The organism is Bifidobacterium aerophilum, assembly GCF_010667685.1.
Taxonomy (GTDB): Bacteria; Actinomycetota; Actinomycetes; order Actinomycetales; family Bifidobacteriaceae; genus Bifidobacterium; species Bifidobacterium aerophilum.
On record NZ_WHZW01000026.1, the window covers coordinates 1 to 18315 of the forward strand.

Sequence of the window (18315 nt, forward strand, 5' to 3'; positions counted from 1 at the left end):
GTTTAGGCACCACCCATTCTGCCTAGAAGCCTCTAACTATTCCCACCCCTCCATCAGAACAGCAAACACGGTCGCAGACACGTCCCGAATTGAACATTCGGGACGTGCTGGTATGCTAGTCATTCGTCCGAGATGGCAGGCCGACATCTTCGTCGGCGGTCAATCTCACGCCTCCTTAGCTCAGATGGCCAGAGCGGCCGCCTTGTAAGCGGCAGGTCGTCGGTTCGATCCCGACAGGAGGCTCGTCGCGCGGCGAAACGGCGTATACTGAACATATACGCAGAAAGACCTGCGCAACAGACTTACCCCGTGTAAGTGATCCCAGGAGCCTTCCCCCAACTTGTGGCTTCCTGGTAGAGAGGGCAGAGCGTTCCCCCAACCGGCTCTGCCCACATATAGGGGGCGGGAACTTCCCCTTCTCTCCCGCCCCCTTTTTCTTCCCCCTTTCCGCCGAACCGGTTTGACGGTGCTCCATGCTTTCCGTTGGCCTAGAACACCGCAAATGTGCGGGTATGGGTGACAGTGCCGCTCTGACTGGCCGCCGTCCGGGCGGAACCGATACAATGCGTCACGTAGTGGAATCGCGGAAAAGAGGATGCCTATGGCCAGACGCTGGACCCCGCAACGATTGGTGTTGTTGCGCCGTATTCGCGTCGCCGCATGCGCCGCCGTCACCGCGTCCGTGGCGGTCGGCATGTTCCTGTTCACCGCTCGCAAGACCGTGGCGATCACGGTCAACGGCGAGACGACGACCGTCACCACGTATGCGATGAGCGCGCAACGACTGCTCGAATCGCAGGGCATCAAGGTCAAAACGCACGATCTGGTCGAATCCAGCGCCGGCGGCGACCGCATCGCCGACCGTTCGGTCGTCACCGTGCAAAGCGCGTACCAGACCACGATCACGATCGACGGCCAGCAGGTGCCGTTCTGGACCACCGCGACCAGCGCCGAGCAGCTGCTCGGATTCTTCGAACAGAACGAGGCCGCCGCCGCGAAGGTCACGGTGAACATCAACAACGTGTACAACAAGCTCACCGGCGGCCTGGTGATCAACCAGTCCGGGCCGGTCACCGTCATCGCGGACGGCAAGAGCTCGCAGGCGCCGAACGGCAAGCTTCCCGCGGCGTCGATCCTCGACGCGAAAGGCATCACGGTAGGCAAGGAGGATCGCGTCAGCGTCGAAAAGGACGGCGACAAGACGATCCTGCGCGTGCAGCGTGTCACGCACAAGCAGGAGACGCGTACGACGCCGGTGCCGCACGGCACGCAGACGATCATCGACCCGTCGCTGGAACCGGGCGCGACCGAGATCCGTCAGCAGGGTGAGGACGGCGAACTGCGGCAGGTGTACGACGTCACGTACGTGGACGGCGTGGCCGAATCGGAAACGCTGGTTTCGCAGACGACGACGAAGATCGCGATCGACACGATCGTCGCGGTCGGTCCGGCGAAGTCCGACGACAAGAGCGACGACGACAAGACGGACGGCGGTTCCGGCGGCAAGAGCGACAAGACGGATTCCGGCAACGGATCGTCGAATAACGGATCGTCGAACGACAATTCGTCGAAGAACGACGCAACCAGCGGATCGAGCGGATCGAATTCGAACGGTTCCGGCAACTCGAACGGTTCCGGATCGAACGGCAACGGTTCGGGCAATAATTCCGGCAATACCTCAGGTAACGGTTCGAACGATAATTCCGGCAGCGGCTCCAATTCAGGTAATTCAGGCAACTCCGGCAACAACGGCTCCGGCAACAGCAATTCCGGCGGCAATTCCGACAACGGCGGATCGAATCCCGGCAATTCCGGCAACAATTCCGGCGGGTCAGGCTCCGGCGATTCGGGAGGATCCGACTCAGGCAATTCCGGCGGCAATCCCGGATCCGGAAATTCAGGTTCCGACTCGGGCAGCACGACCGCGCGCCTGTGGCATCCGACCCCGGCCCAGGCCCAGACCTATGCGGCCGGAGCGGCGGCGCAACGCGGCTGGACCGGCGACGAGTGGACCGCACTCGTCAAGCTGTGGAACCGCGAATCGAGCTGGCTGTGGTATGCGGAAAACCAGTGGAGCGGCGCGTACGGCATTCCGCAGTCGTTGCCCGGCAGCAAGATGGCTGCGTTCGGCGCCGATTGGAAAAACGACGCCGCGATCCAGATCGACTGGGGACTGTACTACATCGCGCAACGGTACGGCAGCCCGTCGAAGGCATGGCAGCATTCCGAGGAAGTGGGCTGGTACTGACCGGCCGCACGACAGACAAACGCAACAACAAGCACACACAGGGAGACGGCATGAGTGAGGAGCAGCAGGGCCATCTGCTGGGCGCCGCGGACATCCGCCGCATCGCGGCCGACGCGGGCATCAGCCCGACGAAGAAGTTCGGGCAGAATTTCGTGATCGACCCGGGCACGGTGCGCCGCATCGTGCGCGAGGCCGACGTGACCGCGGACACGCATGTGATGGAGGTCGGTCCCGGATTGGGATCGCTCACGCTGGCGATCCTCGAAACCGGGGCGCGCATGACCGCGATCGAAATCGATCCGCCGGTGGCCGAACGTCTGCCTCGCACGATCGCCGAGTTCATGCCGGAAGCGGCCGACCGGTTCCGCGTCGTCAACCGCGACGCGCTCACCGTCACCCCCGACAACGTCCCGGACTTCAACGACGACGACTCGTTCACGCTGGTCGCGAACCTGCCGTACAACGTGGCGACTCCGATCATCCTGACGCTGCTCGAACGCTTCGCTAACCTCGATTCGTTCCTCGTGATGGTGCAGAAGGAGGTCGCGGACCGTCTCGCCGCGACGCCCGGCAACAAGATCTATGGCACGCCCAGCGTGAAGCTGGCGTGGTACGGCACCGCACGTCGCGTGGGCAACATCGGCCGCAACGTGTTCTGGCCGGCTCCGAACGTCGATTCCGCGCTCGTGCGGTTCGACCGTCATTCCCCCGAGGCGCAGGCCGAACTGGCCGGCGGCGCGGATCGCGAAACCACGTTCCGTCTCATCGACGCGGCGTTCGGCCAGCGTCGCAAGACCCTGCATGCGGCGCTCAAGCACGAGGTGCCGGACGATGCGTTCGAACGCGCCGGCATCGATCCGACCCGTCGCGGCGAAACGCTGACCGTCGCCGATTTCGCGCGTCTCGCCGCGGAGGTGGCGTCGTGACGTCGGTCATCGTGGACGTGCCGGCGAAAACGAACCTTACGCTGCATGTGGGCGCGCCCCGCGCCGAGTGGGGCGGACGCCACGAACTCGACACGATCTACTGCGGTGTGGGCGTCTGCGATACGGTCATGGTTTCGGACAAGGAGCCCGGCGCCGGCTTCTCGCTCGATCTCGCGGGCGGTCATCTCGGCGACCTCGCATCCACGACCAGCGACATGCGGCGCAACCACGCCGTACTCGCCCTGTTCGCGATGGCCGAGGCCAGCGGGCGCGACCCCGACGTGGCGATCCGGCTTGACAAGCGCATTCCCGTCGCCGCGGGTCTCGGCGGCGGTTCGGCCGATGCGGCCGGCACGATGCTCGGATTGAACGTCCTGTGGAATCTGGATTGGCCGATCGAACGACTGCGCGAGCTGGCCGCGACGCTCGGCGCCGATATGCCGTTCTGCCTGAGCGGCGGATACGCGCACGGCACCGGATTCGGCGAACGGATCGAGCCGATCGAACCGGACAGCGAACAGGCCCGCGAGCTGATGCGCGCCGGCTACGGCGGACGCGTGCTGATCGGCGCGTATCATGACGCGCTCAGCACTCCGGCGGTGTATGCCGAATACGACCGCATCGGTGTAGGCCGTGACGCCGACGGCCGGCAAGACGAAAACCATCTGCAGCATGCGGCGATCACGCTGCATCCGCGTAGCGGAAAGGCGATCAACGCGGCCCTTGAGGCGGGCGCCACACAGGCGTTCGTCTCCGGTTCCGGACCGTCCGTCATCGCGTTCGTCTCCGATGATCGGGCGGCCGCGCGGGTACGCGACGCATGGACGACGTCACGATGCGTGGACCGCATCATCGCGGCCGAGGCGCCCGCCGTTCCACGCGTCATCCAGTGCCGCTAAGGTTGAACCAGTCGATTTCGGAAGGCAAGGTCATGAGCGAACATTACGACGAGCGGCAGGCCCGCAAAGCCTATATGCGCAAGCGTCAGGGCACCGTGTTCAGCATCGCCGCGATGGCGATGGCTGCGGCGCTGGTGATCTCGCTCCTGTTCTACTTCCACGTGTTCGGCCTCGGCCGCATCAAGACGGCCGCCGTGAAGCCGAACTACGGCGTCACCGTGCCGTGCGCACCCAAGGACGCCGACGGCAACCCGGCGAAATACGTCGACAACAACAAGATCAGCGTGCGCGTGATCAACGGCACGAAGTTCAGCGGATTCGCCAAGGCCGTCGCCGACGAGCTGTCCAGCAACCGCAACTTCCCGAACGTGCAGACCGACAACTGGCAGACCGGCACCGACAAGGACGGCAACGCGATCTACAACACCAAGGTCGAGCGCACGACCATCTACTTCGGCAAGAACGCGATCGCCCAGGCATACACGGTGAAGGCGAACTTCAACGACGCGGTGATGATCATGGACGACCGTACCGACATGCTCATCGACGTGGTGATCGGCGCCACGTTCAATGATCTGATCGACAAGGAAGACGTTCCGGGCTCGAACACGGAGATCACCAGTTTCGAGGGATGCGTCGCGGCCGACAAGATGACCAATCTGCCCAAGGCCATCAAGCACACGGCGGTCGAACCGGTGCAGGCCGACCAGTCCGCCACGCAGTGACGCGGCATCTTCCGACTACCACTTACGGACTTACGGAAAACCCACGCGAACGGTTTCGTTTGCGTGGGTTTTCCGCTTCCGGTCGGGTGTTTCACCCCTCAGTCAGCCTTCGCTGACAGCTCCCCCTTCAGGGGGAGCAGAGAGTAACAGGCAAACACCGCCGAAGCGCCCCGTCACTGCGCTTCGGCGTACCAGCGTTTGAGCTCGGCGACGGCCACGTCATGATCGACCGGACCGTTATCGAGGCGGTACTCGAGCATGTGCTTGTAGGCTCGGCCGACCATCGGGCCGGGCTCCAGGCCGAGCAGCGACATGATCTCGTTGCCGTCGATGTCCGGCCGGATCGCGTCGAAGTCCTCCTTCTCCTTGAGCTCGCGCACGCGCTGTTCCATCTCGTCCATCGCGGTCGAGAACACCATCGCCTTGCGTTTGTTCTGCGTGGTCGCGTCGGCGCGGGTCAGGCGGTTGAGCCGCTCGTACAGAGGCCCCGCGTCCTTGACGTACCGGCGCACGGCCGAATCGGTCCACGGCTCGTCCACATAGCCGTGGAAACGCAGATGCAGGTTCACCAGCTCGCTCACGTCCTCGACGATGTGATGGTCGAAGTGCAGCGCACGCAGCCGCTTGCGCGTCATCTTCGCGCCGACCGCGTCGTGGTGGTGGAAGCTGACCTTGCCGCCGGGTTCGAACTTGCGCGTCTTCGGCTTGCCGATGTCGTGCATGAGCGCGGCGAGACGCAGCGTGAGATCGGGCCGCGGCACCGGGCCGTCGTCGCCGGTTTCCAGCGCGACCGCGCGGTCGAGCACGATCATCGTGTGCTCGAACACGTCCTTATGACGGTGGTGCTCGTCGATTTCGAGCTGCAGTGCGGGGATTTCTGGAAAGACGATATCCGCGAGCCCGGATTCGACCAGCGCCTCGACGCCGGCGCGCGGACGGTCGGACAGCAGCATCTTGACCAGTTCGTCGCGTACGCGTTCGGCCGAGACGATCTCGATGCGGTCGGTCATCTCGGTGATCGCGGAAGCCGTCTCCGGCTCGATCGAGAAGCCGAGCTGGGCGACGAACCGCACGGCGCGCATCATGCGCAGCGGATCGTCGTCGAACGACTGACGCGGATCGACCGGAGTGCGCAGCACGCCCTTGGCAAGGTCGTTCGCACCGCCGAACGGGTCGACGAACTCAAGCTGGGGCACGCGCAACGCCATCGCGTTGACGGTGAAGTCGCGGCGCGACAGGTCGCCTTCGAGCGTGTCGCCGTAATTGACCTCCGGCTTGCGCGATTCCGGATCGTAGACATCCGACCGGTACGTGGTGATCTCCACCTGCACCTCGGTACCGTCCTCGCGCCGACGCATCGCGCCCAGCGTGCCGAATTTGCGGCCCATGTCCCAGAACCCGTCATGCCCCCAACGTCGCAGGATCGGTTCGAACTGTTCGGGACGCGCCGACGTGCAGAAATCCAGATCGTGAGATTTGCGGTGCAGCAGCAGATCACGAACCGGACCGCCCACCAGCGCCAATTCATAGCCCTGTTCGGCGAACAAACGGCCTAATTCGATGGCTTCCGGCCATACTTCGAAGTTCACGCGTACCCTTTCACGACTTGGGGATCTTTTGTTCTTCTCAGCATAGCGTTACCCCACCTGCGCAAACTATGAGTAAGGTGGAAGGCATGATTACGCCAGCGGACCTCGCACGCATGCTCGACCATGCGTCGGTTCGTCGTACCCTCGACCCGCTGGCGCCGGACGAACTGATGTACTCCACGACCTCCCGCACGGTGAAGACCGTCGAGCCCGACGGAACGATCGAGGCCGAGGCCGCCGACGTAACCCGCGTCAGCGCGACGATCAAACCGGCCCAGCCGCACGGCCCTGACACGCCGGACACGCTGGCCGCGGACGCCAGCGACGCGGAGATCCAGCCCACGATCGAATCGTTGCCGGATACGGTGGTCTCCTCGCGCCCGTCCCCGGCGAACATGCCGCAGCGCCGTTCCTCGGACGGGCCGACCACGTTCGCCTCGCTGGACGCACAGGAACTGCCGGTCGTACGCGAGTATTCGGCAGGCGGTCTCGTGTTCGACGAGCGCGGCCGCGTGGCGATCATCGCGCGCCATTCGCGCAGCGGCCATCTCGAATGGTGCCTGCCGAAGGGCCATATCGAAAAGGGCGAGACTCCGCAGCAGACCGCCGTGCGCGAAGTGCACGAGGAAACGGGCATCCTGGGCGAGGTGGTCGATTCGATCGCGACGATCGACTACTGGTTCACCGGTACCAGCCAGCGCGTGCACAAGCTCGTGCATCACTTCGCGCTGCGCCAGGTCGGCGGCGAGCTGACCGTGGAGGGAGACCCGGACCATGAGGCCGAGGACGCGATCTGGGTTGATTTCGACGATCTGGACGGCGTGCTCAGCTATCCTAATGAGCGCAAGATCGCGTGGCTTTACGCACGGAAACTGAACAGGCAGGCTTGACGTGAACCTTCCCGCACCTTCGGCACGACATGCCGTCGGCCGCATCCTCGCCGACGCTTCGAAACGTGCCGTGACCGCACTATTGGCCGTGACGATGGGACTGGCCACGGGCTTCGCGGCGACCGCGCGGACCGCGATGGCCGATGAGGGCGACGGCACGTCCGCGGATACGACGGACGTCACCAGAAACGGAACGAACGGCACCTCCGACGACACGTCCGACGGCACCGCCGCGTCCGATGCGGTGACGATCACCATCGACGCGGCCACGCCGGTCGTCACCTCGTCATCCGGCTACTCGCTCAAGGCGACGATCTCGAATCCGACTTCGAAGAAGCTGTCCGCCGGAACGCTCACCGCGACGACCAACGCCCGGTTCACGTTCTTTTCCCGCACCGACATCCAGGAATGGGCCGAAGGCACGGCGGCCATCCCGGCGATGGATGTGCTCGGCAGCGTCGACGTGCCCGAACTCGCCCCGAACGCCACCAAGCAGGTGACCGTCACCGCCGACCAGCAGGCATTGTCGCAGATCGTCTCGTGGGGCCCGAAACCGCTCGCGCTCGTCTATATGTCCGGCGACACGCTCGTCGCGCAGGCTCACAGTTTCCTGACCCGATCATCGGACGGTCTGAACAACGTCAGCACACCGGCCATGAACCTGACGGTCGTGCTGCCGATCGCCTCGACGGCCTGGGAGTCGGACGAACAGGCGGTCAGCACGCTGGTCGACGGCGGAACGGGCACGTCCGGCGACGGTTCATCCGAAAACCAGTCCGGCAGCGCCGCGAACGGAGGCACGACGGAAGGCGACGAATCGAACGGCACGTCAAACAGCGACTCGGACGACACGTCGGACAAGGACAAGACCGACGACGCCGGAACAAACGACGGCCAGCAGTCCGAAACGCAGTCCGAAACAACGCAGTCCGACGGCAAGCAGCAGTCCTCGACCGACGATGCGAAGACATCGGCCGCAGCCGGCGATACGGTCACGCTCGGCGACGACGAGCAGCTCGAACGCACGCGGCTGCAGCTCATCACCAAGCACCCCAAACTGCAGGTCGTCGCCGACCCGACCACGCTCGACGCGATGGCCATGCCGCCGAAGGTCAACGGACTCATGCAGCCCGCCGGCTTCGACATCACCACATATAGTGCGTACGGCGACGCTTCGTCCTATCAGTCGGCCGGCGTAAGCACGAAGTCGTGGAACGCGGATGCGGCGTTGTCCGACTACCGATCGGCACTCGGAGACCGGTCGGCGTCCAACGCCATCTATGCGTGGCAGGGCGACGCGGCATGGTCGCTCACCTCGCTGACCGAGGCAAAACGGCAAGGCTATTCGACCGTGATCGCCGATCATGAATTTGACAACAGCGACGACTCGACCGTGCACACCGGCAAGATCGTCGTGCCCACCGAAGCCGGCGACGTGACCGTGCTCACCGAACAGCGCGAGCTGAGCCGTCTGGCGCAGGGCAAGGCGACCAGCGCCGACGCGGCCGGCGAAGCGAGCGCGGCGGGCCGTCTGGCACGTTTCGTCGCGCAAAGCGCGTTCTACCAGATGGAACAGCCGTACACGAGCCGCAATCTGCTCGTCTGTTTCGGCACGGACGCCGACACGGCCATGATCGACGCGCTGATGAACGCCGTCGAACAGTCGCCGTGGCTGGAACTGACCGATCTGGACACGTTGAGCCAGGCCGACGCGTACGCCAGCGGCGACGACGCGTTGCAGATCGTGCAGAACGACGCCACGCTGTCCAATGCGCAGACCCAGCAGGTGCAGCAGACGCTGGCTTCGCTGACGGCAAGCCGCAACGGCGTCACCCAGTTCGTGTCCTCGATCGTCACCGACGACAAGTCCGCGCAACGGTCCGGGTTGAAGGAATGGACGGACTCGCTGCTCGCCGTGCATTCCCGGTTCGCGCTGCACGCGCTGTCCGGCGACGAGACGACCGCCGAGCATATGGCCAACAGCGCGGCCGGACTCGCCACGCAACTGCTGGGAGGCGTGGCGATCGCCCCGTCCGAGGCGGTGACCGTGGTGAGCGAAACCGCGAAGATGATGGTCACCGTATCCAACCAGCACCCGTATCCGGTGCATGTGAAGGTATCGTCGATCACCGATTCGCCGGAGATCGTCACCTCGCGCATCGCAGAAACCGACGTTCCCGCGCACGGCGAGGCGCAGGTCACGTTCACGATCCGAGTGGCCACGTCCGGCAAGGCGAACGCCACGATCAGCCTGCAGGACCGCGACGGCCATCCGTTCGGTTCCGCGCAGACCACCGCGATCACGAGCGTGCTGCGCATCAGCGACATGAGCGGTTTCGTAATCATCGGATTCGCCATCCTGCTCGGCCTGCTCGGCCTGTGGCGGCAATTCCACCGTAAGAAGGATCCCGACGAATGAGTTCATCACTGGGCCGCAACTCATTGATCATGGCCGCCGGCACGGCGGCGTCCCGCGTCACTGGTCAGATCCGCACGATCCTGCTCGCCGCGGCGCTCGGCACGACCGGCATCGCGGCGAACGCATATCAGGCCGGATCGATGATCCCGCAGGCCGTGTTCGCGCTGATTTCCGGCGGCATCTTCAACGCGGTGCTCGTGCCGCAGATCGTGCGCACGCTGCAGCAGAAGGACGCCGAGGAGCGGCTGAACAAGCTGATCACCCTGTCGATCGCGCTGCTGGCGCTCGTGACGGTCATCATGGCCGCCGCGACGCCGCTGCTGACCATGCTGTACGTGGCCGGCACTCCGGAGATGTTGGCGCTCACCAACGCGTTCACGCTGTGGTGCATGCCGCAGATCTTCTTCTACGGCCTGTACACGGTGATCGGCCAGGTGCTCGCCGCGAAGGACCATTTCGGTGCGTACGCGTGGAGCTCGGTCGGCGCGAACGTGATCAGCTGCGCGGGTTTCACCGCGTTCATCCTGATGTTCGGCCGTGCCACCGAGCAGCCGATCGACTTCTGGACCGGAGACAAGCTGCTGCTGACGGCCGGCACGTGGACGATCGGCGTCGCGTTCCAGGCGCTGATCCTGTTCCTGCCGCTGACACGCTGCGGCATCCGCTACCGTCCGCGCTGGGGCATCCACGGCATCGGACTGCGTTCGATGGGTTCGGTGGCCGGCTGGAGCGTGGCGATCGTGGTCGTGGACCAGCTGGTGAACCTGCTGACGACGCGCATCACCACGTCCGCGCCGGGCGCCGCGCACGCACGGCTCGGACTGGACATGGTCGAGGTCGCCGGCAACGCGACCTATCAGAACGCGTTCACGCTGTACATGCTGCCGTATTCGCTGATCGCCGTTTCGGTCGCGACCGCGCTGTTCCCGAGGATCTCGCGCGCGATCGCCGACGGCCGCATCGACGACGCCCGCGCCACGCTCAGCCAGGCGCTGCGCAGCATCGGCGTGCTCATGCTGTTCTTCACCGTCGCGTTCATCGTGATGCCGGTGCCGATCATCATCGCGCTGCTGCCGTCCGTGAGCATGCACGAGGCGTCGCTTATCGCCGCGCCGCTGATGATGCTCGGCATCGGCCTGCCGATCTCCAGCGCGTATCTCATCATCCAGCGCACGTTCTATTCGTTCGAGGACGGCAAGCATCCGTTCCTGTTCATGCTGCTGTTCAACCTGTTCTTCATCGCGTTCGTGTTCGGCGCCTCGCTCATCGCCGCGCCGACGCAGTGGGTGATGTACGTGGGCGCCGGTTCCGCGGTCGGCCATCTGCTTGCGTTCCCGTTCCTGATACAGCCGTTGCGGTCGCGGTTCGGCGGCAGGCTGGACGGCCATCGGATCCTCAACGCCTACGCGAAGGCGGCCATCGCCGCGGCTGTCGCCGCCGTGCTCGGTCTGCTCGCGCACGGCCCGGTGTATGCGCTGCTGGGCATCTGGACTTCCGCCGATGCGGCCGAAGCCGGCTCACGCGACGCAATCGCGGCCAATCATGGTCATCCGGCCGCGCAGGCCGACGCCATGTCGATGAACTGGCTGCAGGCGGTCGGCGCGTGCGTGCTGCTGACGATCGTGATCACGGTCGCCTACGTCGGCGTGCTGTGGCTGCTGCGGTCGCGCGAGCTGATGATGGCGGTCGACATGGTCTCCTCACGGCTCAAGGCACGTTCGGGAGAGCCGACGACCGACGTCAACGCCGGTGCCGATGTCAATGCAGCTGTCAGCGGTACGGACGGCGACGGAGAGGACGGTCCGGGAAGGTCCGATCACACGGACGGTCCGGATCAGCCCGATCTACCGAACGCACCAGGGTCAGGCCAGACGATCCCCGTCCCCAAGCCCCCGAAAAACCGTGCGCAATCCACGGACATCCCCCTTCCTCCGGCTCCCCCGCAGCCGTTCGCCTCGACCACACCGACGGCTAGAATGACACCGAAACCCTCGTCAGTACCATCGCAATACGGAGTAGGAATGAAGCCTCAGCTGGGAGATACCATCATCAATCGCTATACGCTGGTATCGCCGTTGCGCAACACCCCCGGCCTGCAGGCTTGGAAGGCGAACGACCGCATGCTGGCGCAGGATTGCCAGGTGTTCGTCGTCACCGACCGTCGCGCCGTCGCGCAGGTCAACGACATCACGTCGGTGCTCGCGTCCATGCACGACCAGCGTCTGACGCAGGTGCTGCAGCTGCACCACAGCGGCGATCTGCCGATCGTGGTCACGCGCGAGGATGCCGGCCTGTCGCTGAGCGACTACCTGCGCGGCCCGGCACGCAAGATCCTGAGCCATGCCGCGATCCGTTCGATTCTCGGCGAGACGACCACGATCGTGCGCATGCTGCTGTCGCGCGGCGTCGTCGATCATGCGATCAGCACCGACACCGTGCGCATCAGCGCGGCCGGCGTGCAGCTGGCCGACATTCCCGTCAGCATGATGCTGCAGGACGTGTCCGGTCGCGTGGACGAGTCGATGGGGGCCGAGGAACGCGCGGTGCGCCAGCTGGCCGCACTGCTGTTCTCGCTGCTGGCGGGCACGCCATCCAGCGCCCACGCCGAGTACGACATGAGCCGCCTGAGTGACGATATTCCGGGTGAGTTCAAGCTCATCTGCCGCCGCGGACTCGGTCTGCACGGCGCCGCGGACGCGTTCACCGCGCCGATGTCGTCGCTGGCCGAAATCGATGCGCTGCTGGGCACGTGGTCGCCGCTGAATCAGCTCATGGAGCATGACATCGCACTGCCGAGCATCGCGGGCACCCCGTCGATCGTGCTCGCGTCGATCGTGCCGACGCCGCAGAACGCGCTGATGGAGATTCCGGCCGGCATGGTCAACACGAATCCGTTGCCGCCGCTGTCGCTCACCACGCCGAAATACGCGTCCGCACTGACCTCGGACGACGTGGTGGACGTGACGCCGCTGACCGGAGACCTGTTCTCCGCGTTCGACGGCCAGAACCGTACCGATGGCAATGGCGCGGCCCTGCCGACCGTGCCGCTGAACGTGTCGTCCGTCCGTAACTCCGACGGCACGATGCCGACCCAGGTCATTCCGAACGCTCCGGGCTTCTCGTTCCCCGTGTCGGCGCCGGTCGCCGATCCGGTGCTGAAGGCGGACGGCGAGCAGGCCGCGGCTCCCGTCGTTTCGGTTGCGGGCAATGCAGGCGATGCGGCGGAGGCCGCCAAGAACGACATCGAGGCGACGCAGGCGCTGCCGACGGCGGTCGCCCCGCCGACCGTGCCGCCGCCGGTGTCCGATCCGGCTCTGGAGGCCACGCAGATCATCGAACCGGTGGGCGGCGCTGCCACTCCCGATCCGGGCGCCACTGCGGCGATGCCGCCGGTGTCCGTCAAGACCGCCGTGACCCGTCCGGACAAGATCGCCAACGCCGCCGTGGATGCGGACGTGGCCGACGAGACACTGATGATCGGCCTGCCGACCAAGATCATCACGGTCATCGTGGGCGTGGCCGTGGTGCTCGGCGCCGGCTTCTTCGCGATCCGCAGCCTGAACAATGCGGCGACCGGCAACGTCGGCGGCGACTCGTCATCCCAGTCCGACCCGTGGTCGCAGGACAACCTGGACGACGTGCCGTTCGGCGACGAATCGTCCTCGAACGGCGACGGCGACTCGTCGTCCAATGGTGATTCGTCCAGTTCCTCCGGCTCCTCCAGCTCGTCCGGTTCGTCGGACAATGCGTCGAAGGATTCTTCCTCAAAGGACTCGTCGAACACGTCGTCCGACAAGAAGAAGTCCGACTCGTCGAGCACCGATTCGAAGAAGTCCACGGTCGTCACCAAGGACAAGGAGTCGAAGAAGGTTCCGGATCCGAAGTACGAGAACAACACGCCGCTGACGATCTCCAGCCAGTCGTTCCTGTCGAGCCCGGCCGGCCAGAGCGGCTTCGCGTACCACCTGCACTTCAACGAGTCGACGAAGGTGTATCGCATGAAGATCACGATCACCACGTCCGGCGGCAAGGCGTACGTGCGCACCGGCACGTCGGATGACCCGACCAAGGGCAAGCAGGTCGCCGAATTCTCGTTCGCGGAAGGCGGCACCACCGAGGTCAAGTTCAACTCCGTGGTCGACACGCAGGACGTGATGATCTGGGTGCCGATGGACAGCCTGCCGAACAACCAGCTGTACATCCAGAAGGTCGAGCTGTTCTAGGCGAACGCAAGACCGTAGCTTGTCAGGGGCTTCATCGTCGAGATGAAGCCCCTTTTTCGTAGGTCAAGCCCGTAGTTGCCGCCAGAGTCTGTTCGCATGTGCCACAGTGGACGATTACGGCCGAAAATCGCGTTCCGTGGCAAGAAATCGTGCCACGATAGCGGATTTTCGATGATTTTAGGCTACCGTGGCAAGGACCCATCCGGAAAGGAACATCGACGATTCTCAGGAATCGCGGATTTCCAACGTTTGTGCAAGATCACCGGTTGCCACGGTATCGATGTATATCGGTTGACGAGTCTACCGTGGCACAGCACTGTGCCACGGTAGCGGATCATGTCCCGTTTCCGTCTACCGTGGCACGTTTTCTTGCCACGGTAGACGAATGCGAGGGGAAAATCACTACCGGGACAGCACTCAGCCATCCCGCCGGCGTCGTCACCCCCGAATTCCCAGACAACACTCAGACTCAACCCATCAACCATTAGGAATCGGGTGGTTATATCGTAATCAGCGATCGAAAGGTCGCGAACAACTGAACTTCCTTTCTTCTTCCTTCTCCTCTCTCTGACGAAAGAGCCCGGCTCCCCGGCCGGGCTCTTTCGTTTTCAGAGGTCATCTCATGCATCAGAACGCTGCCGTGCGACAGCTCCGATGAACCTCACTTCACGGACACCCGCGCCGGCAGCGAGGTCGAGCATTACACGATTCTTCCCACCAGGCTCGTGGTGCGCGACAGCACTGCGGCGCCGGCGACGGTTTCCCCGTGAGCGCAGGCGGACGCGGTACAATAGCCGCCACTTGATACAGTGGGGCGTATGAGTGATGAGATTCGTGACGTTGTCATTATCGGTTCCGGCCCGGCGGGATATACCGCGGCCATCTACCTCGGTCGCGCGGGATACCGGCCGCTGATGATCGCGGGCGCGCTGACGCCCGGCGGCCAACTGGTCAACACCACCGAGGTCGAGAACTTCCCCGGCTTCCCGGATGGCGTGATGGGTCCGGACCTGATGGACGCGATGCTCAAGCAGGCCGAGAAGTTCGGTACCGAAATCGTGTACGACGACGTGGTGTCGGTCGATTTCGGCGGCGGCGACAGCGCCGACGACGATGCGAACGCGGTCAAGTCGGTGACCGTCGACGGCGGCGATACGTACCGTGCGCGCGCCGTGGTGGTAACTACCGGTTCGAGTTACCGCAAGCTCGGCGTTCCGGGTGAGGAGGAGTTCTCGGGCCGCGGCGTCTCGTACTGCGCGACCTGCGACGGTTTCTTCTTCCGCAACCAGCCGATCGTCGTGGTCGGCGGCGGCGACAGCGCGTTCGAGGAGGCGCTGTTCCTGTCGCGATTCGGCTCGTCGGTGACGCTCGTGCATCGTCGCGAAGAGTTCCGCGCGTCGAAGATCATGGTCGATCGCGCACGCGAGAACGAGAAGATTTCGTTCGCCACCAACGCGGTGGTCGAATCGGTGAACGGCGACGATTCTGGCGCCCAGTCGGTGACGCTGCGCGACGTTGTGTCGGGAGAGACGCGCGAACTGCCGGCCAACGGCATTTTCGTGGCGATCGGGCACACGCCGTGCACCGGTTTCCTCGGCGGCGCGGTCAAGCTGGACGAGGACGGTTACATCGTGGTCGACGGCGCGTCCACACGCACGTCGGTGCCGGGCGTGTTCGCGGCCGGCGACGTGGTGGACCGCACCTACCGTCAGGCCATCAGCGCCGCCGGCATGGGATGCCGCGCCGCCCTCGACGCCCAGGCGTACCTCACGGCGGAGTGAGAAACGGAACGGTATCGCGTGTTGTGCGCGATACCGTTCCGTTTGGTTGGCGGCGCTGCGCGCCGAGTACCCCACCCGCCCGGCCCGCGCCGGGCACCCTCCCCTGAAAGGGGAAGGGAAAGAAGAAGCTGGGAGACGTAGCCGACCGGCAGGTGCTGACCTCCCCAGAGGGGAGGGCAGGATTTAGCGCATCTAGCCTGACCTCGCCCCTTGGGAAAAGGGGAAAGCAAGAGGTTTAGGTGCCGAAGCGCGATTCCTGCCTACTTCCAGCCGCCGGCGACGTCGGACGTGTCCGCGTCGCCACCCTTGCCGGCCATGAGCAGGTCGAGGATGCGGTTCATGTCCTCGGGCGAGGAGAACACGATCTCGATGCGGCCGTGCTGCTCGGATCCCTTGATCGACACCTTGGTGTCGAAACGGTCCTCAAGGTTCTGGCGGATCGGCGAATTGGCCCACGGGTTGTTCTTGTTCGCACGGGCCTTGCGCGGCTGGTCGCCTTCGGCGAGTTTCATCGCCACGATCTCCTCGGTGGATCGCACCGACAGGCCTTCGGCGATGATGCGCGTGGCCAGCTTGTCCATGTCTTCTTCGTTGCGCAACGCGAGCAGGGCGCGGGCGTGGCCTGCGGACAGCACGCCGGCGGCGACCTTTTTCTGCACGCCGGCCGGCAGATTCAGCAGTCGCAGCGTGTTGGCGATCTGCGGGCGGGACTTCGACACGGACTTCGACAGCGCGGCCTGGGTCAGACCGAACTCGTCGATCATCTGCTGGTAGGCGGCGGCCTCTTCCAGCGGGTTGAGCGCCACGCGATGCAGGTTCTCCAGCAGGGCGTCGCGCAGCATCTCGTCGTCGGCGGTGGTCTTCACGATGGCCGGGATGACCGTCAGTCCGGCGAGCTGGGACGCACGCCAGCGACGTTCGCCCATGATGAGCTCGTACGGCGTGTCCTCGTGCTGCGAGGCGGGACGCTTGCGCACGACGATCGGCTGGAGGATGCCGACTTCCTTGATGGAGGCGGACAGTTCGTTCAGTTCATCCTCGTCGAAGACGGTCCGCGGCTGATGGGCGTTCGGTCCGATGTCGGAGATACGCAGTTCGGCAAGATATCCGCCCTGAACCGGCTTGAGTTCGATCTCCTCTTCGCCGTTCTTCGCGTTCTTCTTGCCGCCCTTGGCGGTTTTGACGGCCGCGTCAGTGTCACCGGCGGCAGGCTTCGCTTCGACCGGCTTGGCGGTTGCCGCCGTCGACTTGGCCGATACCGGCTGATGCGCGGTACCTGCGGCGTCTCCGCCGAAGAACAGGTCGCTTGGGTGGGCGATGTCGCCCAGTCCCGGCATCGCCGCACGCTTGCCCGGCTTGAACGGCTTGCGTTCCACGGAGTTCGACGAAGCGGATCCGCTCAGTGGATCGCCGGAGCTGTTCTTGCCCATCGACGCGGCAGCCAACGCGATGGCAGCCGTGGTCGAGGCGTCCTTGGCGGGGGCGGCGGGAACCGCCGGTGCCACGGGAACGACCGCTACAGGATTGTGCTCCTCATGCGGCTCTCCCGGAAGATCGGGAAACAGCGCGCCCAAGCCCTTGCCCAAACGTGACTTCGTTGCCATTTCAGTGTTCTCCTCGCTTGATCGCAATCGCTTCCAATGCCTGTGCCGAACGTTTCGCCATTTCCAGCGCCGCCTCGCGATATGCCGTCGCGCCCATGCACTGCGGCTCGTAGGCGATCACGCTCTGGCTGAAGCTCGGTGCCTCGGCGATCTTCACGGTGCGCGGAATGGTCGTGTCGAGCACGATGGACGGATAGTGCTGCTTGACTTCGTCGTACACCTCGCGGCTGAGCAGCGTGCGCCGGTCGAACATCGTGACCAGCATGGTCGACACGAGCAGGCCCGGGTTGAAGTGCTCCTGCACCAGGCCGATGGTGTGGATGAGCTGGCCCAGACCTTCGAGCGCGTAATACTCGGCCTGGATCGGGATCATCATTTCGTTGACCGCGCACATCGCGTTGATGACCAGCAGGCCGAGGCTGGGCGGGCAGTCGACGAAGACATAGTCGTAATGGTCGCTGGACTCATTGAGGTACGCCGTCACCGCGTCACGCAGCAGGTTGTTGCGGTTCGGCGAATCGGCGACTTCGAGTTCGGCGCCGGACAGGTCGATGGAGGCGGGCACGACGTCCAGCGTGGCGAAATCGGGGCAGGTCTGCTTGACCTGCGCGATGGTCAGACGACCTTCAAGCACGTCGTAGACCGACGGCATGCCCGAGCCGTGCGGAATGCCGAGCGCGGTTGACGCGTTGCCCTGCGGGTCCATGTCGATGACCAGCACCCGGGCGCCGGCCAGGGCCAACGCGGCGGCGATGTTCACGGTCGTGGTGGTCTTGCCGACGCCGCCTTTCTGATTGGCGACCGCGATGAGACGGGTGCGTTCCGGCTTGGGGAACACGGCGTTGTTGATGGCCTTGTACCGCAGTGATTCCTGTGCGATCTGCGCTCCCAGCGGAGAACTCGAATCCTTGAAGATACGATTGATGGTCTGCGTGACCGTTTCCGGTTCCGGCATCCCTCCAACGTTCCGTTCATCTGCTGTGGGCACAGTTCCTCCTTTGCCAGGCAGTA

Annotated in this window: 11 protein-coding genes and 1 tRNA gene; 9 read left to right on the forward strand and 3 right to left on the reverse strand. The window is 64.7% G+C overall.

The features are described 5' to 3' along the window. The first annotated feature begins 169 nt into the window (after positions 1-169). From GFD25_RS10640 to GFD25_RS10660, 5 genes are all read left to right on the forward strand, one after another. Positions 170-243: transfer RNA gene (locus tag GFD25_RS10640), tRNA-Thr, on the forward strand. Between the two features lie 352 nt (positions 244-595). Next, positions 596-2248 (forward strand): aggregation-promoting factor C-terminal-like domain-containing protein, encoded by a 1653-nt coding sequence (locus GFD25_RS10645; protein ID WP_163232674.1) that lies wholly within the window; start codon positions 596-598, stop codon positions 2246-2248. 50 nt (positions 2249-2298) lie between these two features. Beyond that, positions 2299-3174: a 16S rRNA (adenine(1518)-N(6)/adenine(1519)-N(6))-dimethyltransferase RsmA gene (rsmA, locus tag GFD25_RS10650; RefSeq protein WP_163232676.1), complete on the forward strand. Its 876-nt coding sequence runs from the start codon at positions 2299-2301 to the stop codon at positions 3172-3174. Then, positions 3171-4073, forward strand: a complete 903-nt coding sequence (locus tag GFD25_RS10655) for a GHMP family kinase ATP-binding protein (protein ID WP_163232678.1) — start codon at positions 3171-3173, stop codon at positions 4071-4073. Before rsmA ends, GFD25_RS10655 begins: the two co-directional genes overlap by 4 nt. Positions 4074-4105: 32 nt before the next feature. Then, complete coding sequence (locus tag GFD25_RS10660) at positions 4106-4798, forward strand: LytR C-terminal domain-containing protein (RefSeq protein WP_163232680.1); 693 nt, start codon at positions 4106-4108, stop codon at positions 4796-4798. A 173-nt stretch (positions 4799-4971) separates the two neighbouring features. Here the strand turns inward: GFD25_RS10660 and GFD25_RS10665 are convergent, their stop codons facing one another. Further along, positions 4972-6387, reverse strand: coding sequence for a CCA tRNA nucleotidyltransferase (locus GFD25_RS10665; protein ID WP_163232682.1), 1416 nt, complete (start codon positions 6385-6387; stop codon positions 4972-4974). Between the two features lie 86 nt (positions 6388-6473). Between GFD25_RS10665 and GFD25_RS12435 the strand changes: the two genes are divergently transcribed. From GFD25_RS12435 to trxB, 4 genes are all read left to right on the forward strand, one after another. Further along, on the forward strand, positions 6474-7277 hold the full coding sequence (locus GFD25_RS12435; protein ID WP_163232684.1) for an NUDIX hydrolase: 804 nt from the start codon (positions 6474-6476) through the stop codon (positions 7275-7277). Positions 7278-7347: 70 nt separating this feature from the next. Then, on the forward strand, positions 7348-9696 hold the full coding sequence (locus GFD25_RS10675; RefSeq protein WP_338024655.1) for a DUF6049 family protein: 2349 nt from the start codon (positions 7348-7350) through the stop codon (positions 9694-9696). Next, the gene (locus tag GFD25_RS12055) at positions 9693-13919 is read left to right on the forward strand and encodes a lipid II flippase MurJ (protein WP_204314882.1); all 4227 of its coding nucleotides are present in this window, start codon (positions 9693-9695) and stop codon (positions 13917-13919) included. The genes GFD25_RS10675 and GFD25_RS12055 overlap by 4 nt, the downstream gene beginning before the upstream one ends. Positions 13920-14737: 818 nt before the next feature. Next, on the forward strand, positions 14738-15700 hold the full coding sequence (trxB, locus tag GFD25_RS10685; RefSeq protein ID WP_163232686.1) for a thioredoxin-disulfide reductase: 963 nt from the start codon (positions 14738-14740) through the stop codon (positions 15698-15700). 260 nt (positions 15701-15960) lie between these two features. Here the strand turns inward: trxB and GFD25_RS10690 are convergent, their stop codons facing one another. Together GFD25_RS10690 and GFD25_RS10695 are read right to left on the reverse strand one after the other, a co-directional pair. Then, positions 15961-17304, reverse strand: coding sequence for a ParB/RepB/Spo0J family partition protein (locus tag GFD25_RS10690; protein WP_163232688.1), 1344 nt, complete (start codon positions 17302-17304; stop codon positions 15961-15963). A 1-nt stretch (position 17305) separates the two neighbouring features. Next, positions 17306-18259 (reverse strand): ParA family protein, encoded by a 954-nt coding sequence (locus GFD25_RS10695; RefSeq protein WP_163232690.1) that lies wholly within the window; start codon positions 18257-18259, stop codon positions 17306-17308. Positions 18260-18315: the final 56 nt, after the last annotated feature.

What these genes read in the sequence shown, in the direction of transcription:
- GFD25_RS10645 (WP_163232674.1), top strand. Translation starts at nt 596, where the DNA reads ATGCCTATGGCCAGACGCTGGACCCCGCAACGATTGGTGTTGTTGCGC.
- rsmA (WP_163232676.1), top strand. Translation starts at nt 2,299, where the DNA reads ATGAGTGAGGAGCAGCAGGGCCATCTGCTGGGCGCCGCGGACATCCGC.
- GFD25_RS10660 (WP_163232680.1), top strand. Translation starts at nt 4,106, where the DNA reads ATGAGCGAACATTACGACGAGCGGCAGGCCCGCAAAGCCTATATGCGC.
- GFD25_RS12435 (WP_163232684.1), top strand. Translation starts at nt 6,474, where the DNA reads ATGATTACGCCAGCGGACCTCGCACGCATGCTCGACCATGCGTCGGTT.
- GFD25_RS12055 (WP_204314882.1), top strand. Translation starts at nt 9,693, where the DNA reads ATGAGTTCATCACTGGGCCGCAACTCATTGATCATGGCCGCCGGCACG.
- trxB (WP_163232686.1), top strand. Translation starts at nt 14,738, where the DNA reads ATGAGTGATGAGATTCGTGACGTTGTCATTATCGGTTCCGGCCCGGCG.
- GFD25_RS10690 (WP_163232688.1), bottom strand. Translation starts at nt 17,304, where the DNA reads ATGGCAACGAAGTCACGTTTGGGCAAGGGCTTGGGCGCGCTGTTTCCC.
- GFD25_RS10695 (WP_163232690.1), bottom strand. Translation starts at nt 18,259, where the DNA reads ATGCCGGAACCGGAAACGGTCACGCAGACCATCAATCGTATCTTCAAG.